The sequence below is a fragment of the Pseudomonas sp. AF03-9 genome (genome assembly GCF_020515815.1).
Taxonomy (GTDB): Bacteria; Pseudomonadota; Gammaproteobacteria; order Pseudomonadales; family Pseudomonadaceae; genus Aquipseudomonas.
Genome location: NZ_JAHPJF010000001.1, coordinates 565,179 through 586,173, shown reverse-complemented (window position 1 = coordinate 586,173; position 20,995 = coordinate 565,179). Strand labels below are relative to the sequence as shown.

The following is a 20,995-nucleotide window of genomic DNA, read 5'->3' as shown; positions in this document are numbered from 1 at the left end:
GGCGATTTAGTGATGCATCAGACGGGCAAAACGACAATTCTTGTAGTATAACTACAAGCTTGCTACATCCCTGGCACCTGCCAATAACAAGAGTCCTGCCCTTTGAACCTGTTGCAACATATCGCCCAGTCGCGCCACCTGTTACGCAAATCGGAACTCAAGGTTGCCGACCACGTGCTGCTTGATCCTGCGGCCGTGATGCACAGTTCCATGGCCGACCTCGCCCACAGCGTGGGCATCAGCGAGCCGACCATCGTGCGCTTCTGCCGCGCCATCGGTTGCTCGGGTTTCCAGGACTTGAAACTCAAGCTGGCCCAGAGCCTGGCCGCCGGTGCGAGCTTCGGGCAGTTTGCGATCCACGAAGACGATTCCGTCGCCGACTACAGCCTGAAAATCTTCGACACCACGCTGCACACCCTTATGGAAGTGCGCGAGAAACTCGACCCGATCGAGCTGCAAAAAGCCGTGACGGCCATGTCCCAGGCCCAGCGTGTCGAGTTCTATGGTTTCGGCGCTTCGGGCGCGGTGGCGGCTGACGCTCAGCACAAATTCTTCCGACTGCTGCTGACGGCGGCGGCCTACAGCGATCCGCACATGCAGGCGATGTCGGCGGTGACGTTGAAGCCCACCGACGTGGCGATCTGTATTTCCCAGTCCGGCCGTTCCAAAGACCTGCTGATCACCGCCAACCTGGTGCGTGAAAGCGGCGCGACCCTGATCACCCTGTGCCCGAGCCAGACGCCATTGGCGGAGCTGTCCACGGTCAACCTGGCGATCGATGTGCACGAAGACACCGAGATCTATACGCCGCTGACCTCGCGGATTGCCCACCTGGTGGTGATCGACGTGCTGGCGATGGGCGTGGCCATGGCGCGCGGGCCGAGCCTGGTCAACCACCTCAAGAGCGTGAAGCGCAGCTTGCGCAGCCTGCGGTTGTCGCCCAAGTCCGTCAAAGCCCTCGACGACTGATAGGTCGGACGCGGAGCCATGTGGGGTTGGGCTTGTGTGGGAGCGGGCTTGCTCGCGAAGGCGGCGCGTCAGTCAAAGATGTTTTAACTGATCCACCGCCTTCGCGAGCAAGCCCGCTCCCACATTTTGATCTCCTGTATTTCCAGCAGATTCATCGTCCTGTCATCCCTCCGCCGCCAAACCGTAACCGCCAGAGCCCATCCTGAACTCCCGTACTCGCATTGGGAGACTCGAAATGGCCCGTCCCTACGAAGACAGTAACAGCGCCGTAAAAACCCGCCGTCAGCAGGAAGACCAACGCCGCATGGCGTTCCGTCGTGCAATCGAAGACCGTTGTGAAGAACGCCAATTGCTCAAAAGCATCAGTGACTACCCGGAACTCCATTGGCAGGTACCCGTAGCTGCCCAGCGAAACGCTCAGCCAGTGCGCTGATCTGCACCCGTTCGCTGCGGATAAAGCCCAGGAACGCGTGGGCCACGGGTGACAGGCGCTTGGCCTTGGCCTGCACCAGGCACCAGCTGCGGTACAGCGGCAGTTCTTCCACCGGCAGCTCCTTGAGCCCGCCGGTGGCCAGTTCCAGGTTGACCGCGTGGCGCGTCAGCAAGGCCACGCCCAAACCTGCGCTCACACATTCGCGCTGGGCCTCGGCGGACGACACTTCCACCGTCTGGGTGAAGTGCACGCGCTTCTCCTTGAAGTACTCCTCGCAAGCCATCCGCGTGCCGGAACCCTGCTCGCGTACCAGCAGCGTGTACGGCTCCAGATCCTGCAGGCGCAGCGGACCTTGCAGGCTCAAGGGATGGTCGAGGCGCGCCACGGCGACAATCGGGTTGTTGAGGAACGGCAGGAATTCCAGGCCCATGTCCTGGGGCACCATGGACATGATCACCAGATCGTCCCGGTTATCCGACAGCCTGCGGATCACCTGGGCGCGGTTGACCACCGTGAGGTGCAGTTGCACTTCGGGATGCTGGCGCTTGAACGCGGCAAACAGGTGCGGCACGAAGTATTTGGCGCTGGACTCAATCGCCAGCTTCAACTGGCCTTGCAGCGAACCCTGCATGTCCGAGAGCTGCATATCGAGGTTTTCCAGGCGCCCGAAAATATCCCGGCTGGCGCGCTGCAAGGCTTCGGCGGCCTCGGTCATGTAGAGTTTTTTGCCGACGTAGTCAAACAACGGCTGGCCGATCAGCTCTTCCAACTGACGAATTTGCAGGCTGACGGCCGGTTGCGTGAGGGACATTTCCTCGGCAGCGCGGCTATAGGAGCGCAAATCGCACACCTCATTGAAGATCTGCAATTGACGCAATGTCATACGCATCAATGACTTACGCATTTTTATAGTCCTTTCGCGGGAGGCCGTCCGGCCAACTATAAGTCTTTACTTATGCACGACCCAATAATTATTGATTTTTGTTAATCCCTCCACGGGCTTAGTGTGTGTCTCGCGACTGTCATGAAACATTTGGTCACGCGTCGACCCGGGTCTAGCGGGTCGAAGAACGCAGCAATCGGCTCAAGGGAATTTCCAAGTGATAAAAAAGATCCTGATCGCCAACCGTGGTGAAATTGCCGTACGAATCGTGCGTGCCTGCGCCGAGATGGGCATTCGCTCGGTCGCGGTCTACTCCGACGCCGACCGCCACGCGTTGCACGTCAAACGTGCTGATGAAGCCCACAGCATCGGTGCCGAGCCCCTGGCCGGTTACCTGAACCCGCGCAAGCTGGTGAACCTGGCTGTGGAAACCGGTTGTGACGCGCTGCACCCCGGCTACGGCTTCCTGTCGGAAAACGCCGAACTGGCGGACATCTGCGCCGAACGTGGAATCAAGTTCATCGGCCCGGCCGCTGAAGTGATCCGCCGCATGGGCGACAAGACTGAAGCGCGCCGCAGCATGATCAAGGCCGGTGTGCCGGTCACTCCCGGCACCGAAGGCAACGTCGCCGACATCGCTGAGGCACTCACCGAAGGTGACCGCATTGGTTACCCAGTGATGCTCAAGGCCACCTCCGGTGGTGGCGGTCGCGGTATCCGTCGCTGCAACAGCCGCGAAGAACTCGAACAAGCCTTCCCCCGCGTGATTTCCGAAGCCACCAAGGCGTTCGGTTCGGCGGAAGTGTTCCTGGAAAAATGCATCGTCAATCCCAAGCACATCGAGGCGCAGATCCTGGGTGACAGCTTTGGCAACGTGGTGCATTTGTTCGAGCGCGATTGCTCGATCCAGCGTCGTAACCAGAAGCTCATCGAAATCGCCCCCAGCCCTCAGCTGACTCCGGAACAGCGTGCCTACATCGGCGACCTGTCGGTGCGTGCCGCCAAGGCCGTGGGCTACGAGAACGCTGGCACCGTGGAGTTCCTGCTCGCCGAGGGCGAGGTGTATTTCATGGAGATGAACACCCGGGTGCAGGTGGAACACACCATCACCGAAGAAATCACCGGGATCGACATCGTCCGTGAGCAGATCCGCATCGCCTCGGGCCTGCCGCTGTCGGTGAAACAGGAAGACATCCAGCACCGTGGTTTCGCGTTGCAGTTCCGGATCAACGCCGAAGACCCGAAAAACAACTTCCTGCCCAGTTTCGGCAAGATCACCCGTTACTACGCCCCCGGCGGCCCCGGCGTGCGCACCGACACGGCGATCTACACCGGCTACACCATCCCGCCGTTCTACGACTCCATGTGCCTGAAACTGGTGGTGTGGGCGTTGACCTGGGAAGAAGCCATGGACCGCGGCCTGCGTGCCCTGGATGACATGCGCCTGCAAGGCGTGAAGACCACCGCCGCCTACTACCAGGAAATCCTGCGCAATCCGGAATTCCGCAGCGGCCAGTTCAACACCAGTTTCGTTGAAAGCCACCCTGAGCTGACCAACTACTCGATCAAGCGCAAACCCGAAGAGCTGGCCCTGGCCATCGCCGCCGCCATCGCCGCCCACGCAGGCCTGTGAGGAATAGAACAATGACTAAGAAAATATTCGTAACCGACACCATCCTGCGCGACGCCCATCAATCGTTGCTGGCCACCCGCATGCGCACCGACGACATGCTGCCGATCTGCGACAAGCTCGACAAAGTTGGCTACTGGTCCCTGGAAGTCTGGGGCGGCGCGACCTTCGATGCATGCGTGCGCTTCCTCAAGGAAGACCCGTGGGAGCGCCTGCGCAAACTGCGCGCCGCACTGCCCAACACGCGCCTGCAAATGCTGCTGCGTGGCCAGAACCTGCTGGGCTACCGTCACTACAGCGACGACGTGGTCAAAGCCTTCGTCGCCAAGGCCGCCGTGAATGGCATCGACGTGTTCCGCATCTTCGACGCGATGAACGACGTGCGTAACCTGCGCGTTGCCATCGAGGCCGTGAAAGCCGCCGGCAAACACGCCCAGGGCACCATCGCCTACACCACCAGCCCGGTGCACACCGTCGAGGCATTCGTGGCCCAGGCCAAGCAGTTGGAAGCCATGGGTTGCGACTCCATCGCGATCAAGGACATGGCTGGCCTGCTGACCCCGTACGCCACCGGCGAACTGGTCAAGGCGCTGAAAGCCGAGCAGACCCTGCCGATCTTTATCCACTCCCATGACACTGCGGGTCTGGCCGCGATGTGCCAACTCAAGGCCATCGAAAACGGTGCCGATCACATCGACACCGCCATCTCCAGCTTCGCCTGGGGCACCAGTCACCCGGGCACCGAGTCGATGGTCGCCGCCCTCAAAGGCAGCGAATTCGACACCGGCCTCGACCTGGAACTGCTGCAAGAGATCGGCCTGTACTTCTACGCTGTGCGTAAGAAGTATCACCAGTTCGAAAGCGAATTCACCGCCGTCGACACGCGTGTGCAGGTCAACCAAGTGCCGGGCGGGATGATTTCCAACCTCGCCAACCAGTTGAAAGAGCAGGGCGCCCTCAATCGCATGGGCGAAGTGCTGGCCGAAATCCCGCGCGTGCGTGAAGACCTCGGCTTCCCGCCGCTGGTCACGCCGACCTCGCAGATCGTCGGCACCCAGGCGTTCTTCAACGTGCTGGCCGGCGAGCGCTACAAGACCATCACCAACGAAGTGAAGCTGTACCTGCAAGGCGGCTATGGCAAGGCGCCGGGCACCGTGAACGAACAACTGCGGCGCCAGGCCATCGGCAGCGAAGAAGTGATCGACGTACGCCCGGCCGACCTGCTCAAGCCGGAAATGACCAAGCTGCGCGGCGAAATCGGTGCGTTGGCCAAGTCTGAAGAAGACGTGCTGACCTACGCCATGTTCCCGGACATTGGCCGCAAGTTCCTCGAAGAACGCGACGCCGGTACCCTGGTTCCAGAAGTGTTGCTGCCAATCCCTGAAGCCGGCGGCGTGGCGCGTGCCGGTGGCGAAGGGGTGCCGACCGAGTTCGTCATCGACGTCCACGGTGAGAGCTACCGCGTGGACATCACCGGTGTCGGCGTGAAGGCCGAAGGCAAGCGGCACTTCTACCTGTCCATCGACGGCATGCCTGAAGAAGTGGTGTTCGAACCGCTCAACGAGTTTGTCGGCGGCGGCAGCAGCAAGCGCAAGCAAGCCACCGAGCCTGGCCATGTCAGCACCGCGATGCCGGGCAATATCGTCGACGTACTGGTCAAGGCCGGCGACGTGGTCAAGGCCGGCCAGGCCGTGCTGATCACCGAAGCGATGAAGATGGAAACCGAAGTGCAGGCAGCGATTGCCGGCAAGGTGACTGCCGTTCACGTGGCCAAGGGCGACCGGGTCAACCCTGGCGAAATCCTGATTGAAATCGAAGGCTGATCCAGCCTTCGACACGACCGCTTAATCCTCGGGGGGGCAGGTGCCCCCCTTTTTTTTCGCCTGAAATTTGCTTAGAAACGCATGCGCCACTGGCCCATCAAACCCTGGTTGCTGCTATGGGTGCCGTTTTCGCCGACGTAGGCCAGGCCGACGGTGTGGTTTTCCGACAGTGCCAGGTCCAGCCCGGCTTGCAGGCTGAGGCTGTTGCGATCCAGAGAGGAGCCCTGAATGGTGAAAGCTTCAATGCCGCTCTGGCGAAAGGATTGGCGCACCTGGCTATCAACGTCACCGTAGAGGTGTTTCCAGCCCGCACTCAGGTGGGGTGTGAGGCTCATCTGGTTATCGAACCGAATCTGCTTGGCCAGGCGTAGGCCAAAGGTGCTGCTCAGGTTTTGCTGGGTTTGTGCCTCGACATGCAACGCCGCCGGCCCGCCTTGCTCCCTGAAACTGTCACGGCTGTAGCGCTGGTAGCCAAGCCCGGCAAATGGCTCGATGCTCAAGCTGCCAGTGCCCAGTTGGTAGCCCACTTCACCAAACACATTTTGGCTGCTGGCGTCGTACTTGCCTTTGAGCGTGTCCTTGTAACTGAGGATCTCAATGCCGCGACGGTTCTGCCCGGCATGGCTGCTGTAGATCGCCCCCAGGCGCAACGCCAATGGGCCGTCCTGACGCACGGCGTAGCCGCCCAGGTGCCAGCTGTCCAGGTCGGCAGTAAAGCGTTGGGCGTCGAAGCGACTGCTGGACTTGGCCCCCAGCACCCCGACTCGCCAAGCATGATCGACTGCCCAGTCTGCGCCCATGAGCACACCCTGGTTGGCCGTGTTCAGGCCGGCGGTGCCGCGCTGGCTGTCGAGGCCGCCTTCACTGCCGAGGTTCTTGACCCAGAAGTGACCGTCGGTGTCGGTGGGCAGTTCGCGCAAGGCCGAGAGCACGCGGCTGCCGAGCTGCTGGGTGGTGCTCTGTGTTGCAGCCGCCAGGTTGGCATTCTGGCTACCGGCCAACTGTTCGAGGGCCGCGCCAAAGCCATTCGGTTGCTGCGCAAGTTCGGCGTTGAGTGTTTGCAAGGCCTTGAGTTGCTCGGAGGTCAGTTGGCCGGATTCCAGCAGGCGAACCACTGCGGGCTCTAGCACTTTCGCGACCTGCAAGCCGTTGTACGTGGTGGCTTGCCGGGTGAAATAGCCGTCGATGGGCGCGGCTTCGATTGTCGGTTCATACGCCCATTCGTCATCCAGTGCGTCGTAAGGGTGAACCCAATAGGGCATGTATTCGATGTCGCCCCGTGCTTGCGCATGGGGAAGGCTGGCGGCAACCGCAAGGCTGATGAAAAATGCGATTCTGCGGGGGGTTATGGGCATGAGTTCCCGACCTCTTGTGGATGAGGCCGGGAATTTAGCGAGATGGCGGGGGGATAACTGTCAGGGCAAGGGCTGCCGGTTTGCGGGAGTTGTCTCTATTGGCACGCGTTCAAGTAGGGTCTGCATTTTATTGCGTACAAAATCGCACATCCGTCATTTACCTGCATTTTATTGCAGTTGCCCGGTGTGCAAATGGGCGTGGCCAAACTGCGCCGTCACTACAGCTGAGCATCAGCTACGGCGCACATACCCCTTGCCGTAATGCCGTTCCATCCGCGCCTGGATCAGTTCCAGGCCCAGCGACAGCACCCAGTAAATAATCGCAGCGGTGGTCAGCATCTCGATATAGCGATAACTCGACCGTCCATAGGACTGCGCCAGGAACATCACTTCCCACACGCCCATCACCGAGATCAGCGACGAGTCCTTGAGCATCGAGATGAACTGGTTGGTCGCTGGCGGGATGATGGTGCGCATGGCCTGGGGCAGGGTCACGTGCCAGAAGATCGCACTGTCGCGCATGCCCAGGGCCAGGGCGGCTTCGCGCTGGCCGTGGGCGACGCCGAGGATGCCGGCGCGGAAAATTTCGCTCAGGTAAGCGCCGTAGTTCAGCGACAACGCGATAATCCCGGCGACGATCGCGCCTGGCACCAGGCCCAGTTGGGGCAGGCCGAGGTAGATCAGCAGGATCTGGATCAGCAGCGGCGTGCCGCGAAAAAACGAGGCGTAGAAGCTCGCGATACCGAAGGCCACGGCGCTTTTCGACAAGCGCCCCAGTGCGGTGACAAAGCCCAGCACCGACGAAATTGCGATCGAGCACAGGCATAAAAACAGCGTCAACGCCGCGCCTTGCAGGAAGCCGTTGGGCGCCAGGTGCACACCGACAAGGTTGGGCAGCTTGTCGAGGATGATCGAGAACTTCAGGTCAAAGCTCAGGAAGAAGCTGGCAAACAGGCACAGCAGCGCAGCCCAGGTGAGGTACAGGCGGGTGCGAAAGCCCAGCAGCCGCTGCACCCGCGATGCACTCACCGGTGGCTTGGGAGGTGTCGGGAACGCTGTCATTGGCTGATATCGGCGCCGATCCATTTTTGCGAGAGCTTGCTCAGGGTGCCGTCCTGTTTCAACTGGGCGAAGACCTCACGCACCTTGCTGTCCCACTGCGGGTCGCCTTTTTCGATGGCCACCGAGTTGGGCTCCGAATACAGCGGCTCGCCGGCCAGCTTGAAGCGCTTGTCTTCGGTCAGGCGCGGCTGGGCGGTGACCAGGTTGGTGAGGATCGCATCCAGGCGCTTGCCGGCACCCAGGCCGAGGTCCTGGAAGGCCACGTTGTCGGTGTCATAGGGGGCGATTTCGACGTTGTCGAACGGGTACTGCAACTGGGTATCCTCGGCACCTTCGATCACCAGGTTCTTGTTCAGGTAGCTCTCGTAGCTGGAGGCGCTGGTGAGGCCGACTTTCTTGCCGCTCAAGTCCTTGGCGCTGTGGATGCGATTATCCGTGGCGTTGACCACGATCACCGCTGGCGACGCGTAGTACTCCACCGGGAAGTCGAACACTTCAGCGCGGGCCTTGCTCGGGGTCATGGAGCAGATGCAGATGTCGTAGCGCCCACTCCAGCGGCCGGCGGCGATCACGTCCCAGGACGGAGTTTCCAGGCGCAGCTTCACGCCGAGCTTTTGTGCCACGGCTTTGGCGACGTCGACGTCGAAGCCATCGAGCTGGTTTTGCTCGTTCAGAAACGAGAACGGCGGGTAGCTTTCCATCAGCACGCCGACCAGTTCTTTGTTTTTCTCGACCCGATCCAGCGTGACGCCGCCGAAGGCTTGAGTGGAAGCAGCCAGAATCGTCAGGCCCAAGGCCAGCAGCGGTTTTAGTTTCACGGAGGACACCTGAGTAAAAAAGAGTTGTTATGAGCGGAATTGAACGTATTAAATAGTTATAAGAACGACTCTCATAGTGAGTTATTTTCATAAGCTTATGAGTAAAAAGCATATGGCCACAACAACAGTAATTCTCGATGGCGGCATGGGCCGTGAACTGCAACGCCGTGGCGCGCCGTTCCGGCAGCCGGAGTGGTCAGCCTTGGCCTTGAGCGAGGCGCCACAAGCGGTTGAGGCGGTGCATGCGGCTTATATCCAGAGCGGCGCCAACGTCATCACCAGCAACAGCTACGCGGTGGTGCCGTTCCATATCGGCGAGGCGCGCTTCGCCGCCGAGGGCCAGGCCCTGGCGGCGCTGGCGGGTGAATTGGCACGACGTGCCGTGGAGGCATCCGGCAAGGCTGTGCGTGTGGCCGGCTCGCTGCCGCCGCTGTTTGGTTCATATCGTCCCGACCTGTTCGAACCGCAGCGCGTGTCTGAATTGCTGACGCCACTGGTGCAGGGCCTCGCGCCCTTTGTCGACCTGTGGCTGGCGGAAACCCAAAGCTCGATCGCCGAAGCACGCGCCATCCAGGCCGGGCTGCCAAAGGACGGCAAACCGTTCTGGCTGTCGTTTACCTTGAAGGATGAAGACACCGACGACGTGCCGCGCCTGCGCTCCGGCGAGCCGGTGGCGCAAGCGGCAGAGGCCGCTGCGCAGTTGGGGGTTGAGGTGCTGCTGTTCAACTGCAGCCAGCCGGAAGTGATTGGCGACGCCATCGACGCCGCTCGCCAGACTTTCGCACGCCTGGGCGTGCAGATTCAGGTGGGGGCCTACGCCAACGCCTTTCCTCCGCAGCCGAAAGAAGCCACGGCCAATGATGGCCTGGACCCGCTGCGCGAAGACCTTGATCCACCGGGTTACTTGCACTGGGCGGCCGATTGGCAGGCCCGCGGTGCCAGCCACCTGGGTGGTTGCTGCGGGATTGGGCCGGAGCATATCGCGGTGTTGGCGCAGAAGCTGGGGTAATAGAACCCACACACGTCAACAGGTGGGAGCAGGCTTGTGTGGGAGCGATGTTGATGGGCAGTAGGCGCTCGGCTGGAGATCGCCCAGGCATTGCCAATCTCCTGTGGGAGCTGCCGAGCTTTAGCGAGGCTGCGAAGGCGGCGGCACTGCTGGCATAGAGGTTGCCTTAGCCACCGCTTTCGCGGGCAAGCCCGCTCCCACAGTTGATTGGGGTTGCTGGGCGGTCAGCGTTCGGCTGGAGATCGCCCGGGCACTGCCAATCCCTTGTGGGAGTTGTCGAGCTTTAGCGAGGCTGCGAAGGCGGCGGTACTGCTGGCAGAGAGGTTGCCTGAACCACCGCTTTCGCGGGCAAGCCCGCTCCCACAGTTGATTGGGGTTGCCGGGCTGTCAGTGTTTGGCTGGAGATCGCCCAGGCACTGCCAATCCCTTGTGGGAGCTGTCGAGCTTTAGCGAGGCTGCGAAGGCGGTGGAACTGCTGGCATAGAGGTTGCCTGAACCACCGCTTTCGCGGGCAAGCCCGCTCCCACAGTTGATTGGGGTTGCCGGGCTGTCAGTGTTTGGCTGGAGATCGCCCAGGCACTGCCAATCCCTTGTGGGAGTTGTCGAGCTTTAGCGAGGCTGCGAAGGCGGCGGTACTGCTGGCGGATATGCTGCCCCTCAACCATAGATCCTCCCACAGGGGTTATGCGCTGCCTGGGCTTCGGCATTCAGCCAGGGACTTCAGTTGGCCCGAGCCTGACTGGTTTTCTTCCGACAACCACTGCTCGAACCCCGCCCCGATCTGCGGCCATTGCGAGTCAATGATCGAATACCACGCCGTATCCCGGTTCTGCCCCTTGACCACCATATGCTGGCGGAACACCCCCTCAAAGCTGAAGCCCAAGCGCTCAGCCGCATATTTGGAGCGGGCATTGCCGTTGTTGCACTTCCACTCCAAGCGACGATAACCCTGCTCGAACGCATATTTGGCCAGCAAATACACCGCCTCGGTGCTTTTTGGCGAGCGCTGCATCGGCGCGCCAAAGGTGACGTGGCCGATCTCGATGCGGCCCTGGGCCGGCACGATGGACATCAGGCTGAGAATGCCTTGCACCTGGCCGGTCGCGCGGTCGACCACGCTGAAAAAGTACGGGTCGCTGTGGGTCGCGTGGTTGTTGAGCCAGTCGTTGAACGCGCTGCGCTCCGGGAAAGGGCCGTAAGGCAGGTAGTCCCACAGCTTGGGATCGGCGCCGGGGCCTTCGAGGGCTTGCCACAACTGCTCGGCATGGCGCGCCGGGTCGAGTTTTTCCAGGCGGATAAAGCGCCCTTCAAGCAGTTGCACGGTGGGGGCGGGTGCGCCTTTCCAGTCGGCGAGGGAAGTGGACATGCTGCGCTCCTTAAAGACCTTTGCGAAATTGGATGAAACCGGGGCGTTCGGCGATGCGTTCGTACAACTGGATCGCCGTGGCGTTGGTCTCGTGAGTCAGCCAGTGCACCTTGCAACAGCCATCGGCCCTGGCGGTGGTGTAGACGAATTCGATCAGCTTGCGGCCGACACCGGTGCCGCGTTGGGCCGGGTCCACCAGCAGGTCTTGCAGGTAGCAGGCATTCTCGATGCTCCAGTTGGAACGGTGGTAGATGAAATTGACCATGCCCACCGCCTTGCCATCCTGCCAGGCCAGCGCCGAATGGGTCGGCTCGCTTGGGTCGATCAGGCGTTGCCAGGTACTTTGGCTGACGGCGTCCGGCAGTTCGGTGTTGTAGAACTTCAGGTACGTCTGCCACAGCGGCAGCCAGGCGGTGTGGTCGGCGGCGGTCACCTGGCGGATCTCGATCGAACTCATTCTGCAACTCCTTGGGGAATATAGCGGGCGAGGCTCTGGTCGCGCACATCGGTGCTGGCAGCCAGGCCTTCGCGGACCCCGGCGACGTCGGCCGGGCTGCGGTTCTGGCTGAGTTTGCGCTTGCCGATCAGGCGCTCGATGGGCAGGGCGAAGCCGACGATAGCCTTGAGCATGCCGTCAATGTAGTCGGCCGGGGCATCGCTGACTTTCCACGGCTGGGTGCGACCGGCTTCATGGCGATCGGTCAGCGCACTGACCACCCCAAGCAGCCGCTCGGCATCGCTGAACACGTCGGCAGTACCGTAGGCGTGCACGGCGATGTAGTTCCAGGTGGGCACGACTTTGCCGTGCTCAGCCTTGGACGGGTAAAACGCCGGGCTGACATAGGCCTCGGCGCCGGCAAAGATCAGCAAAGCTTCGCGGCCGTTCTGCAAGTCCCGCCACTGGGGATTGGCCTTGGCCAAGTGCCCGTAGAGCGTGCCGTTCGGGCCTTCATCGGGGTTGAGCAGCAGCGGTAAATGGCTGGCCAGCAGGCCTTGTTCGCCAAACGTCACCAACTGCGCCAGGCGTGTGTGCTGGATCAACTGATGAAGTTCGGGCAAATCGTCGAGGGCAAAGGCGCGGGGTGTGTACATGGAAAATTTCCTTGGCGAATGCGCCCATCCTAGGCAGGCTAATGGTTCGTTGTAAGAGCCATCTAAGGCCAATTTCATAGGTCCAATATGCCGCCAATGTCGTTCAATCCCGCCGGTATCGAACTGGATCGTCGCCAGGGGCTGGCCCGCCAACTCTACGAAGCCCTGCGCCAACGGGTGTTGGACGGGCGTCTGGTCAGTGGCACGCGCTTGCCCGCCAGTCGTGATTTGGCGGCGGCGCTGTCGATCTCGCGCAACAGCGTGGTGCGTGCCTACGATCAGCTGTACGCCGAAGGGTTTATCGAAAGCCGGGTCGGCGATGGCACTTATGTGGCGCAACTGCCAGGCGCGGGAAAATTATCCACAAAAGTATCCACAGGGTTACGCACAGGCTTATCCCCAGCCTTATCCACAAATTGGCTGGATCTGCCGGTCAATTCCTCCACGGAAGTTATCCACAGAGCTGCATTGGGGCGCGTGGAAAACAACCATTTGCCGCAACCACCGGTGGGTCCGCCACGGGCTTTTCGCGTGGGTGTACCGGCGTTCGATCTGTTTCCGTTTGACGTATGGGCCAAGCTGAATGGGGCTTTCTGGCGCAAACCGGACCTGGAGCAACTGTGCTACGGCGACCCGGCGGGTGATGCACGCCTGCGTGGTTTGATCGCCGCTTACCTGCTCAGCTCCCGGGGTATGCAGTGCAGTGCTGAACAAATTGTGATCACCAGTGGTGCGCAGCAGGCGATTAGCCTTTGTGCACAGTTGCTGGTGGAGCCCGGCGACGGGGTTGCGGTGGAAAACCCTGGTTACCGCGCCGCAGGCCATGCGTTCGCGCTGGCGGGCGGGCGCTTGCACGGCGTGCAGGTCGACGCTGAGGGGATCGACTGCCAGGTACTCAATAGCCTGGATGACTGCCGTGTGGCGTATGTCACGCCGTCCCACCAATACCCGCTGGGCGTGGTCATGAGCCTGGCGCGACGCCTGGAGTTGCTGGCCTGGGCCGAGCGCGCGGGTGGCTGGATCATCGAAGACGACTACGACGGTGAGTACCGCTACAGCGGTGCGCCCCTGTCACCCTTGGCGGCCCTGGATCGCAGCGGCCGCGTGCTTTATGTCGGCACCTTCGGCAAAGTCGCGTTCCCCGCGTTGCGCCTGGGCTATCTGGTATTGCCGCCGGGGCTGGTGGATGCCTTCTCCCGCCGCCGTGCGGTGGATATGCGTCACTCAGAGGTGAGTACCCAGGCAGTGATGGCCGAATTCATGGCCGCCGGGCATTTCCAGCGGCATATCCGGCGCATGCGGCGTGCGGCCTTGAGCCGACGCAACGCCTTGCTCGCCGGTTGGCCGAGCGGCCTGGCGGGTGTCGGTCAGTTACCGGGTGTCGCGGCCGGGCTGCACCTGACGGTGCGGGTGGACAGCCTGGCGCGCGAGCAGCAATTGCTTGAGCAGGCCAGGGCCGCAGAGGTCGAAGTCAACGGCTTGAGCACTTACTGGCTGGCGCAATCCACAACCCCCGTGGACCAGCGCGCAGGCCTGGTGTTGGGGTTTGCCGCCGTGCCCGAGCCAGCCATCGCCCAGGCGTTGGCGCGTCTGACGGTGGCGTGGCAGGCTTCAACCTCGGAAAAACAGTGACCTGGCCAATGCCGGGCTGATCTCACTGCGATAAATCGCAATCTGGTCACGGTCACTGGCCCCCTTGCGCTCAAAGGCGCCGCCGAGTTTCTGTTGGTCCCGGGTCTTGAGGTGTGCGGCGCTGAACGCTTCAACAGCCGCCTGGGGCGAAGGGTAATGAAAGTGTGCGTACCACAGCACTGTATTGTCCTGGGCATCGCGTATTTCGTATTCGTCGAGGTAGTCCTTGCCCGGGCCCTTGAGGCGGCGACGGGCGCCGACTTGTTTGATGGCCACCTGCCCGTCGTTGTGCAGCCACTCCAGGCGTGTAGCGGTAGGGGGTTGCTGCTTGATCATGCTGATGCGGGTGTTTTTGCCCAGTTCAAACAGCCGTGTGGAGGCGTCGGCGAGGTTTTTGCTGAGGGTGGCGACAAGGGGGCGGTCGATTCCGGTCAGGTTGAGTTGGGTCAGTGCCGTTTCTACTTCGCTGGCGGCGTGTGCCAGGCGCGTGGCGTATTGGCTGAACATTTCTTCAATCTCCACCGGCAGCCGTCCGGCTTTGCGGGAGTGCCCAAGGATGCGCCGGGTCGTCGCCGCCTCCTCCTCCAGCAGGCTCTGGCCGGCATTGACGCTTGTGTCCAGGTCGACCTTTTTCGGCGTTGGCGGGAGCACTACCGGGGCTACGCGTTCAACCCACACCCCTGGCGTTTTCTCGTGGAAGGTGGCGATGATCTTACCGGTCATCGGCGCCTTGACGTCCACCAGGCTACTGTCGGATTCGCGGGGTTCGCCCACCACGACACCCTGGAAGCGGGTCTTGATGATTTTGCGCTGTGGCGTGGTTGGCGGCTTGGATGGCCCGGGCTTGGGTTCCTGGGACCTTCTTTCGCGCAGCAGTTTTACCAGGTCTTGGATGGCCCGCTGATTGAAGTCGTCGATATACTGGCGCAGGGTTTCCAGTGGCTCGCGCAGCAGGTGTTCCGGGTAATCGGCATGCAGATCGAGCAGGCGCTGGTCGCCGAGCGTGAACTGCTCGACCAGGCTGTTCAAGACTTCAATGCGCTGCTCCAGCGGGCTACCGTTGATCTTGTCGAGCACCTCGATGAAGCTCTGCACGCTGAGGTCCACGGCGTCGACGATGACATTGAGCCGGCCACGGGCAACGTCCTGCCCATCACCCGCTGTAATAGCGCTGCACAAGTAGCGGCCTATGGTGATTTGCAGGGCCTTGAGGTCGGTGACTCGAATGTTCGGCAACGCCCGCATGGTGCTCTGGATGACCCGGGCGCCCGCCGCCCCGAGGCCGTCCAGTTCGCGAAAGCGCGTCTCGATGTACTGCATGCGTCGAATCATCTCTACGGTCATGTCCGACATGGTCTGCGCGTACGCGGCTTGGGTCTGCGGGTCGGCAGGCAGGTTGGATTCCAATGCCTCCACGGTGGTTTCCAGCAGGTCGCGGAACGGTCCCAGGCGCTCCTCTACGGCGGTGCGTGTCAGTATCAACTGCTTGTTCAGGTAGTCCACCATCGCACTCTGATAGTTGGCACGCTGTCGATGATGCCCAGGCTCCGAAGCTGGCGGATCGGCACATCGTAGGCCTCCAGGCGTTCATTCACCTGGCTGATAAAGGCTTCGCGGCGCAGGTCGGTGGAAGGGCCCGGCTCAGTGCCTATCGCCAACAGTGCGGCGGACAATTGAGCCTGAACGCGATCTTCATCGGCGTTGAACGCGCTGAGTTCTCTGCGCAGGGTCTGGATCCGCGAGGGCTTCTGCTCCTGGGCGGCCCGCCGCCGGTTTCTGAACCCGCCGCCGCGCAGGCGCAGGCGCGTGTCGACAAACCACTGCCCGGCCAGGTTGCAAATCAGCAGGGGGCCGGTACGAGTGTTTTTTTGCGGATCAATGATCATCACGTTGTCGTTGGCGTCCAGCGTGACTTCGAACCAACGCTGTGCAACGGGTGCGTACCATTTATCGCCGTGGGGATAGAGGTGCATATGTGCCCCGGCGGTTTTGCTGGGCGCCCCCAACCCTTCGGGTTGGGGGGTGGCAAAGCTGTCCAGCGTCGCGCCAAGGCTAGAGGGGGTGCGCAGCAAGGCGCCACTGGCGTTCAGCGGGCCTTGGTGCAAGGGGGGCAGTTCGCGTTCGGAAACGTCGGGTTGACGAGTCACCGAAACCTGTTCGATCGCTGGGGCGGGTTCTTCTTTGGTGATTTCACCCAGGTCGAGCTCGAGCTTGGGTTCTGCCAGCGGCTCAAGGGACTCGGGAATGACTTCGCGAGTGGGATGGCGCAACGCGACATGCAGGGCCAGGGCCATGCCCAGGTTGAGGAACATATCCACCAGTGCTGTCCAGGGGGCATGGGCTTCGGGGGTCTCGACCAACTGCTCGGCTTCCTGGAGGTCGTCCATGATCTGCCAGATCCACACGGCGATACCGACAGTGCGTCCAAGGAATGGCAGGGCGCCGTTAAAAATCTGCCAGCCTGCGTGGCGAAGGGTGGCCCAGCGTTTTTGCGCGTTGGAAACCGATTGCCGGGTCGCCAGTTCGATCAGCGCGTTGGCATTGCTGGTGAACAATGTCGTCAGTGGATCGCCGAGCAGGACTTCGTCACCGAGGCCAATCGGCCCGCTCATGTACACCAGGGTCGCCGGCTCGACCAGTGCGCGCACAGCGATCCATGGCGATGGCAGGGTGCCGGGGAATACGTACTGGCCATAATTGAAACGTTCTGCTTCGGGGAGCCAGGCCAGCACGGACTCACGCAACGCACAATCATGCTTGATGGCATAGAGCAGGTTTTGTCGAGAGGGAAACTGCAGCAGCATCGGCTGCAGCAAGGGCCGATAGAGCACGCAGGGGCCTGCGGTGTGGTCCTGGGGGCCGATGACGAACATATTGGCAACCACGTCCTCGCGGTGGCCGGGCCGCAGGGCGGGGGAGAAGGCGAGGGGGCGGATCACGGCGGGTTGCCCGTCGACGTGGCGCTCATACGCTTCGGCCTGCACTGCCGCAGCGACATACAAAAAACCGCGCTCATCCAGCCCGTTGCGCCGCTGCATTTTCAATTGCAGCGCCAACAAGGGTAGCTGCAGGCGCAGGTGCGAGGTGTACAGCGCCTGGCGGCGGTTGGACTCCAGGGGGGCATCCAGCAACTTCTGGCGGATCAGGGCTGGGTAGTTTGCCCCGATATCCAGGCTTTCGATCACTCCCTTCAAGTAGTCAAAAGTCAGCCAGTCGGGAGCGTCGTTACCGTTGTAGATCACACTCGATACGCCGGTGGGTAGGCCTGTGAGGTTGTCCAGGGCCAGGTCAATCAGGCTGCGGCGAGTGATTTCCTCACCCCCGGGGACCACGAAGGTGCCCCAGATCACCGGGCTCTGAATCACGATCTGGATCTTGTCCACATTCAGCATCGCGCCCTTAGGATGCGTCTTGATCCGGTCTTGCAGTTGCTCACGAGCGTAATCGCGGATCGGTGCAATGTCGTCGTTGAAGGTGCGCCCGCGATAATGGGTATGCAATTGGGCCAGGTCGATCATGAGGCGGCTGTAGGCGGCCATATCCAGGTCCGAGGCCGCGATCATCCAGGCAGGCAAGCGTTGGTGGATCTCCCGGATATTCGACAACCGGTGGTCGCTCAGGTCTTCGATGCTGGGCATGATCCGGGCGACAGCCGGGCGATGTCGAGACAGTTCGGCCCGGTTGTCGGCGGCGTCCTTGTCCAGCGTGCCGATGGCGTCGATTTGCAGGGCGATCAGGGCGCACGCCTGGCTGTCGAAGAAGTTGCCGCGGGGCTCGTACAGCCGCCATTTCACCTCGGCATCCGGGCGCACGTTGCTCAGCTTGTAGAGCAGGCTGTCCGACAGTTGCTCCATGGAGTCGAAGCGCTCGTATCCGGCGATCAGCGAGTAGGTGAGGATGATCGTGCGTTGCTGATGGGTGCCCACCAATATGGCCATATCCAACAGGCCTACGTGTTGTTGGTGGGGGGGCCCTTGCAGGTCTACATCCATCAGGTAGGCGTGGCTCTGATAGGGGTCCTTGTCCGCCCGCATGGCCAGGTCGGGGGAGTGGTACAGCGTGCGGGCCATGGCGCAGTCTTCTTCATCCCAGCCTTGCACCTGGGTCACATTCCATATTTTGCTCAAGGCACTGGAAAACACTTGCCAGCGAATGCCGGTGCTGTTGTAGGACGCGTTCCAGTAATCCAGTTGTTGCTCCTGGAACGCGCTGTACAGCAGTAAGGCGAGTTCGTTGATCAGGCGGCCTATGGCGTCGATCTGTACGGGTAGGTGTACGGAGGGTGTGGTGTTGGGTTGTAGGGTCAGGAAGTGTTCGCCTTCCAGGTAGGTGACCGGTTCACGTCCCAGCGCCTGGCGGGCCAGGATGCTGGTGAGGGATTCGCTCAGTGGTTCAAGTGGCTCGACCACCTCCTTGTTGGCTCGCCAGCGTGGCGTTACGAGCATCGCCAGGTCCGGGTTGAGGTTGAGCGTAGGGTATTGCTCGCTGAGCGCCGTCTTCAGCAGGGCGCTGGCGACCTCTCGAGTGGTCGGGCCAGTGGTCAACTGGGTCAGCAGGCCATAGCTGGTAGAGGGGCGGTTGTTATTGCTGTGGTTGGGGGCGTCGTTGGGCACATTCAGCTCCTTGTCGGTCACCAGCCCGTTCGGGCTGTGGAGCCGCAAAGTAATCACTGAGGGTGCTGCGTAGACGGTAGATAAGTACCGGGGCCCGCTCCCTGGCGGGAGCGGGCGTTGCGATCAGGTGCCGGACTTGATCCTGGTCCAGGCCCGCGTTCTGGCGCGCTCGGCTTTGCTGTCCAGTGGCTTCAAGGTATAGAGCGTGGCCATGGCCGCGTCGGTGGGGTACAGGTTGGGATTGTTGCGGATCGCCGGGTCGACTTGCAGGGTGGCGTCCTTGTTGGGGTTGGGGTAGCCGACAAAATCACTGATGGGCGCAATGACCTGGGGCTGCAACAGGTAGTTGATGAAGGTGTAGGCGTCCTGCGGGTTCTGAGCGCCTTTGGGGATGGCGAGCATGTCGAACCAGATCGGCGCGCCTTCTTTAGGCAGGCGCATGTCCACGGTCACGCCGTTCTTGGCTTCCTTGGCACGGTTGGCGGCTTGGGAGAAGCTGCCCGAGTAACCCACGGCCACGCAGATGTCGCCGTTGGCAATGTCGGCCATGTACTTGGAGGAATGGAAGTAGGTGATGTAGGGGCGGATCTTCAGCAACAGCGCCTCGGCTTTTTCATAGTCCTTGGGGTTGTTGCTGTTGGGGTCCAGGCCCAGGTGTTGCAGGGCCAGGGGCAGGATCTCCGACGGCGAGTCCAGCAGGGCCACGCCGCACTGCTTGAGCTTGCTGATGTTCTCTTGCTTGAAGATCAGGTCCCAGCTGTCCACCGGCGCGTTATCCCCCAGGGCGGCCTTGACCTTGGCCGGGTTGAAGCCGATCAGGATGGTGCCGTACATGTAGGGCACGGCGAACTTGTTGCCGGGGTCGTTGGCCTCGATCAACTTCATCAGTTTGGGGTCCAGGTGGTTCCAGTTGGGCAATTGGCTGCGGTCCAGGGGCTGGAACACGCCGGCCTCGATCTGCTTGGCCAGGAACACGTTGGACGGCACCACCACGTCATAGCCGGAGTTGCCGGTGAGCAGCTTGGCCTCCAGGGCTTCGTTGGTGTCGAAGATGTCATACACCAGCTTGACGCTGGTGTTCTGCGCCTTGAAGTCTTCCAGCGCCTTGGGGGTGATGTAGTCGAACCAGTTGTAGACCTTGAGGGTTTTTTCTTCGCCATGCACCGTGCCGCTCAACACGGCGATGCACAGGGCCAGGGAGGTGAGCATCTTCATCGGGTAGCTCCTTGTTGTTCGAAACCTTCGAGGACGTTGACGGCGTTGATGCCGATTTCTGCCACCGCGTAGCCACCTTCCATCACGAACAGCGTGGGCTTGCCCAGGCGTGCGATGCGGCGGCCCATGGCCAGGTAGTCCGGGCTGTCGAGCTTGAATTGGGAGATGGGGTCGTGCTTGAACGTGTCGACGCCCAGGGATACCACGATGATGTCGGCGCTGTAGTCCTCGATCTCATCGCAGGCCGCGTCCAGTGCCGCGCTCCAGATGTCCCAGCCCGAGCCGGCCGGCAACGGGTAGTTGAAGTTGAAGCCTTCACCGGCACCCTCTCCCCGCTCATCGGCATACCCCAGGAAAAACGGAAACTCCGCCTCGGGGTGGCCATGGATCGAGGTGAAGAGCACATCGCTGCGCTCATAGAAAATCGACTGGGTACCGTTGCCGTGGTGGTAATCCACATCCAGGATCGCGACCTTCTGCCGGCCCTGGTCGAGAAATGCCTGGGCGGCAATCGCGGCATTGTTCAGGTAGCAATAACCCCCCATCAAGTCACTGGCGGCGTGGTGCCCCGGTGGTCGGCAAAGTGCGAAGGCGCTGTGGGCGCCTTGCTGGATCGCCTGTTGCGCGGTCAACGCGACCTGGGCCGCGCTATAGGCCGCTTGCCAGGTGCCGACGGTGATGGGGGCGCCGCCGTCGAAGCTGTAATACCCCAGTTGCCCATGCAGGCTGGTGGGCAACACCCGGCGCAGGGTGCGGGCGGGCCATGTGTAGGGCAGCAGGTCGCCGTCCTGGCCAAATTCGCTCCAGCGTGCCCAGGCACCTTTGAAAAAATCCAGGTAGTCGCGGCTGTGTATGCGTTGCAGGGGCGCCAGGCCAAAGTCCTGCGGCGCCAGTACCGGGCCCAGCTCGCGGTCCTTGACCCGTTGCAGCACGTGGTCGGCGCGCGAGGGCATTTCGAAACAGGGCATCAGTTGCCCGTCCATCAGTTCGCAGCGTCCGTGGTGCAGGTGGTGGTCGTCGGAGTAGATCGTCAGCATGGGTACTCCCCGCAGGCTCGTTGTTGTGCCTTGCAGTGTTGCGTCACGCAGCAATCAT

General features: G+C 61.8%; 17 protein-coding genes. 6 read left to right on the top strand and 11 right to left on the bottom strand.

All coding sequences use genetic code 11. From position 1 onward, the window contains the following. Window positions 1–102 precede the first annotated feature (102 nt). Both hexR and LIY36_RS02670 read left to right on the top strand, forming a co-directional pair. Entirely contained in the window at window positions 103–969 is an 867-nt protein-coding gene (hexR, locus tag LIY36_RS02675) for a transcriptional regulator HexR (protein ID WP_017739023.1), read from the top strand. Between the two features lie 235 nt (window positions 970–1,204). Further along, window positions 1,205–1,402: a PA3496 family putative envelope integrity protein gene (locus tag LIY36_RS02670; protein WP_226454723.1), complete on the top strand. Its 198-nt coding sequence runs from the start codon at window positions 1,205–1,207 to the stop codon at window positions 1,400–1,402. Here LIY36_RS02670 and LIY36_RS02665 read toward each other — a convergent pair. Then, a complete protein-coding gene (locus LIY36_RS02665) occupies window positions 1,332–2,306 on the bottom strand; it encodes a LysR family transcriptional regulator (RefSeq protein ID WP_226454722.1) in 975 nt (324 codons plus the stop codon). The genes LIY36_RS02670 and LIY36_RS02665 overlap by 71 nt on opposite strands. Window positions 2,307–2,502: 196 nt before the next feature. On the opposite strand from LIY36_RS02665, the gene LIY36_RS02660 reads away from it, so the two are divergent. Both LIY36_RS02660 and oadA read left to right on the top strand, forming a co-directional pair. After that, a complete protein-coding gene (locus LIY36_RS02660) occupies window positions 2,503–3,918 on the top strand; it encodes an acetyl-CoA carboxylase biotin carboxylase subunit (RefSeq protein ID WP_010565910.1) in 1,416 nt (471 codons plus the stop codon). 11 nt (window positions 3,919–3,929) lie between these two features. Further along, window positions 3,930–5,738, top strand: a complete 1,809-nt coding sequence (oadA, locus tag LIY36_RS02655; protein WP_192298075.1) for a sodium-extruding oxaloacetate decarboxylase subunit alpha — start codon at window positions 3,930–3,932, stop codon at window positions 5,736–5,738. Between the two features lie 71 nt (window positions 5,739–5,809). On the opposite strand, the gene LIY36_RS02650 is transcribed toward oadA, so the two are convergent. The 3 genes from LIY36_RS02650 to LIY36_RS02640 all read right to left on the bottom strand — a co-directional run bounded on the left by LIY36_RS02650 (window position 5,810) and on the right by LIY36_RS02640 (window position 8,973). Then, window positions 5,810–7,093, bottom strand: a complete 1,284-nt coding sequence (locus tag LIY36_RS02650) for an autotransporter outer membrane beta-barrel domain-containing protein (RefSeq protein ID WP_226454721.1) — start codon at window positions 7,091–7,093, stop codon at window positions 5,810–5,812. 231 nt (window positions 7,094–7,324) lie between these two features. Beyond that, on the bottom strand, window positions 7,325–8,155 hold the full coding sequence (locus tag LIY36_RS02645; RefSeq protein WP_226454720.1) for an amino acid ABC transporter permease: 831 nt from the start codon (window positions 8,153–8,155) through the stop codon (window positions 7,325–7,327). Then, on the bottom strand, window positions 8,152–8,973 hold the full coding sequence (locus LIY36_RS02640) for an ABC transporter substrate-binding protein (protein ID WP_192298071.1): 822 nt from the start codon (window positions 8,971–8,973) through the stop codon (window positions 8,152–8,154). The genes LIY36_RS02645 and LIY36_RS02640 overlap by 4 nt, the downstream gene beginning before the upstream one ends. 112 nt (window positions 8,974–9,085) lie before the next feature. On the opposite strand from LIY36_RS02640, the gene LIY36_RS02635 reads away from it, so the two are divergent. Then, the gene (locus LIY36_RS02635; protein ID WP_226454719.1) at window positions 9,086–9,982 is read left to right on the top strand and encodes a homocysteine S-methyltransferase family protein; all 897 of its coding nucleotides are present in this window, start codon (window positions 9,086–9,088) and stop codon (window positions 9,980–9,982) included. Between the two features lie 682 nt (window positions 9,983–10,664). Here the strand turns inward: LIY36_RS02635 and LIY36_RS02630 are convergent. Genes LIY36_RS02630 through LIY36_RS02620 form a run of 3 tightly spaced genes read right to left on the bottom strand, consistent with a single transcriptional unit; the run spans window position 10,665 to window position 12,440 of the window. Then, a complete protein-coding gene (locus LIY36_RS02630; RefSeq protein WP_226454718.1) occupies window positions 10,665–11,348 on the bottom strand; it encodes a GNAT family N-acetyltransferase in 684 nt (227 codons plus the stop codon). 10 nt (window positions 11,349–11,358) lie between these two features. Beyond that, window positions 11,359–11,805: a GNAT family N-acetyltransferase gene (locus LIY36_RS02625; protein ID WP_226454717.1), complete on the bottom strand. Its 447-nt coding sequence runs from the start codon at window positions 11,803–11,805 to the stop codon at window positions 11,359–11,361. After that, window positions 11,802–12,440, bottom strand: coding sequence for an FMN-binding negative transcriptional regulator (locus LIY36_RS02620; protein WP_226454716.1), 639 nt, complete (start codon window positions 12,438–12,440; stop codon window positions 11,802–11,804). Before LIY36_RS02620 ends, LIY36_RS02625 begins: the two co-directional genes overlap by 4 nt. An 87-nt stretch (window positions 12,441–12,527) precedes the next feature. On the opposite strand from LIY36_RS02620, the gene pdxR reads away from it, so the two are divergent. Then, window positions 12,528–14,072: a MocR-like pyridoxine biosynthesis transcription factor PdxR gene (gene pdxR, locus LIY36_RS02615; RefSeq protein WP_226454715.1), complete on the top strand. Its 1,545-nt coding sequence runs from the start codon at window positions 12,528–12,530 to the stop codon at window positions 14,070–14,072. On the opposite strand, the gene LIY36_RS02610 is transcribed toward pdxR, so the two are convergent. The 4 genes from LIY36_RS02610 to LIY36_RS02595 form a co-directional block, all read right to left on the bottom strand. After that, the gene (locus LIY36_RS02610) at window positions 14,052–15,575 is read right to left on the bottom strand and encodes a hypothetical protein (RefSeq protein ID WP_226454714.1); all 1,524 of its coding nucleotides are present in this window, start codon (window positions 15,573–15,575) and stop codon (window positions 14,052–14,054) included. The genes pdxR and LIY36_RS02610 overlap by 21 nt on opposite strands. Further along, window positions 15,563–18,685 (bottom strand): dermonecrotic toxin domain-containing protein, encoded by a 3,123-nt coding sequence (locus LIY36_RS02605; RefSeq protein WP_226454713.1) that lies wholly within the window; start codon window positions 18,683–18,685, stop codon window positions 15,563–15,565. The genes LIY36_RS02610 and LIY36_RS02605 overlap by 13 nt, the downstream gene beginning before the upstream one ends. Before the next feature lie 123 nt (window positions 18,686–18,808). Beyond that, window positions 18,809–19,900 carry a polyamine ABC transporter substrate-binding protein gene (locus LIY36_RS02600; RefSeq protein ID WP_226454712.1) on the bottom strand — a complete coding sequence of 364 codons (1,092 nt, stop codon included), beginning with the start codon at window positions 19,898–19,900 and terminating at the stop codon, window positions 18,809–18,811. Further along, on the bottom strand, window positions 19,897–20,937 hold the full coding sequence (locus LIY36_RS02595; protein ID WP_226454711.1) for a histone deacetylase family protein: 1,041 nt from the start codon (window positions 20,935–20,937) through the stop codon (window positions 19,897–19,899). Before LIY36_RS02595 ends, LIY36_RS02600 begins: the two co-directional genes overlap by 4 nt. Window positions 20,938–20,995: the final 58 nt, after the last annotated feature.

Excerpts from the sequence above, each read along its gene's own strand:
- LIY36_RS02670 (WP_226454723.1), top strand. The coding sequence starts at position 1,205 with ATGGCCCGTCCCTACGAAGACAGTAACAGCGCCGTAAAAACCCGCCGT.
- LIY36_RS02665 (WP_226454722.1), bottom strand. The coding sequence starts at position 2,306 with ATGCGTAAGTCATTGATGCGTATGACATTGCGTCAATTGCAGATCTTC.
- oadA (WP_192298075.1), top strand. The coding sequence starts at position 3,930 with ATGACTAAGAAAATATTCGTAACCGACACCATCCTGCGCGACGCCCAT.
- LIY36_RS02650 (WP_226454721.1), bottom strand. The coding sequence starts at position 7,093 with ATGCCCATAACCCCCCGCAGAATCGCATTTTTCATCAGCCTTGCGGTT.
- LIY36_RS02645 (WP_226454720.1), bottom strand. The coding sequence starts at position 8,155 with ATGACAGCGTTCCCGACACCTCCCAAGCCACCGGTGAGTGCATCGCGG.
- LIY36_RS02635 (WP_226454719.1), top strand. The coding sequence starts at position 9,086 with ATGGCCACAACAACAGTAATTCTCGATGGCGGCATGGGCCGTGAACTG.
- LIY36_RS02630 (WP_226454718.1), bottom strand. The coding sequence starts at position 11,348 with ATGTCCACTTCCCTCGCCGACTGGAAAGGCGCACCCGCCCCCACCGTG.
- LIY36_RS02625 (WP_226454717.1), bottom strand. The coding sequence starts at position 11,805 with ATGAGTTCGATCGAGATCCGCCAGGTGACCGCCGCCGACCACACCGCC.
- LIY36_RS02620 (WP_226454716.1), bottom strand. The coding sequence starts at position 12,440 with ATGTACACACCCCGCGCCTTTGCCCTCGACGATTTGCCCGAACTTCAT.
- pdxR (WP_226454715.1), top strand. The coding sequence starts at position 12,528 with ATGCCGCCAATGTCGTTCAATCCCGCCGGTATCGAACTGGATCGTCGC.
- LIY36_RS02600 (WP_226454712.1), bottom strand. The coding sequence starts at position 19,900 with ATGAAGATGCTCACCTCCCTGGCCCTGTGCATCGCCGTGTTGAGCGGC.
- LIY36_RS02595 (WP_226454711.1), bottom strand. The coding sequence starts at position 20,937 with ATGCTGACGATCTACTCCGACGACCACCACCTGCACCACGGACGCTGC.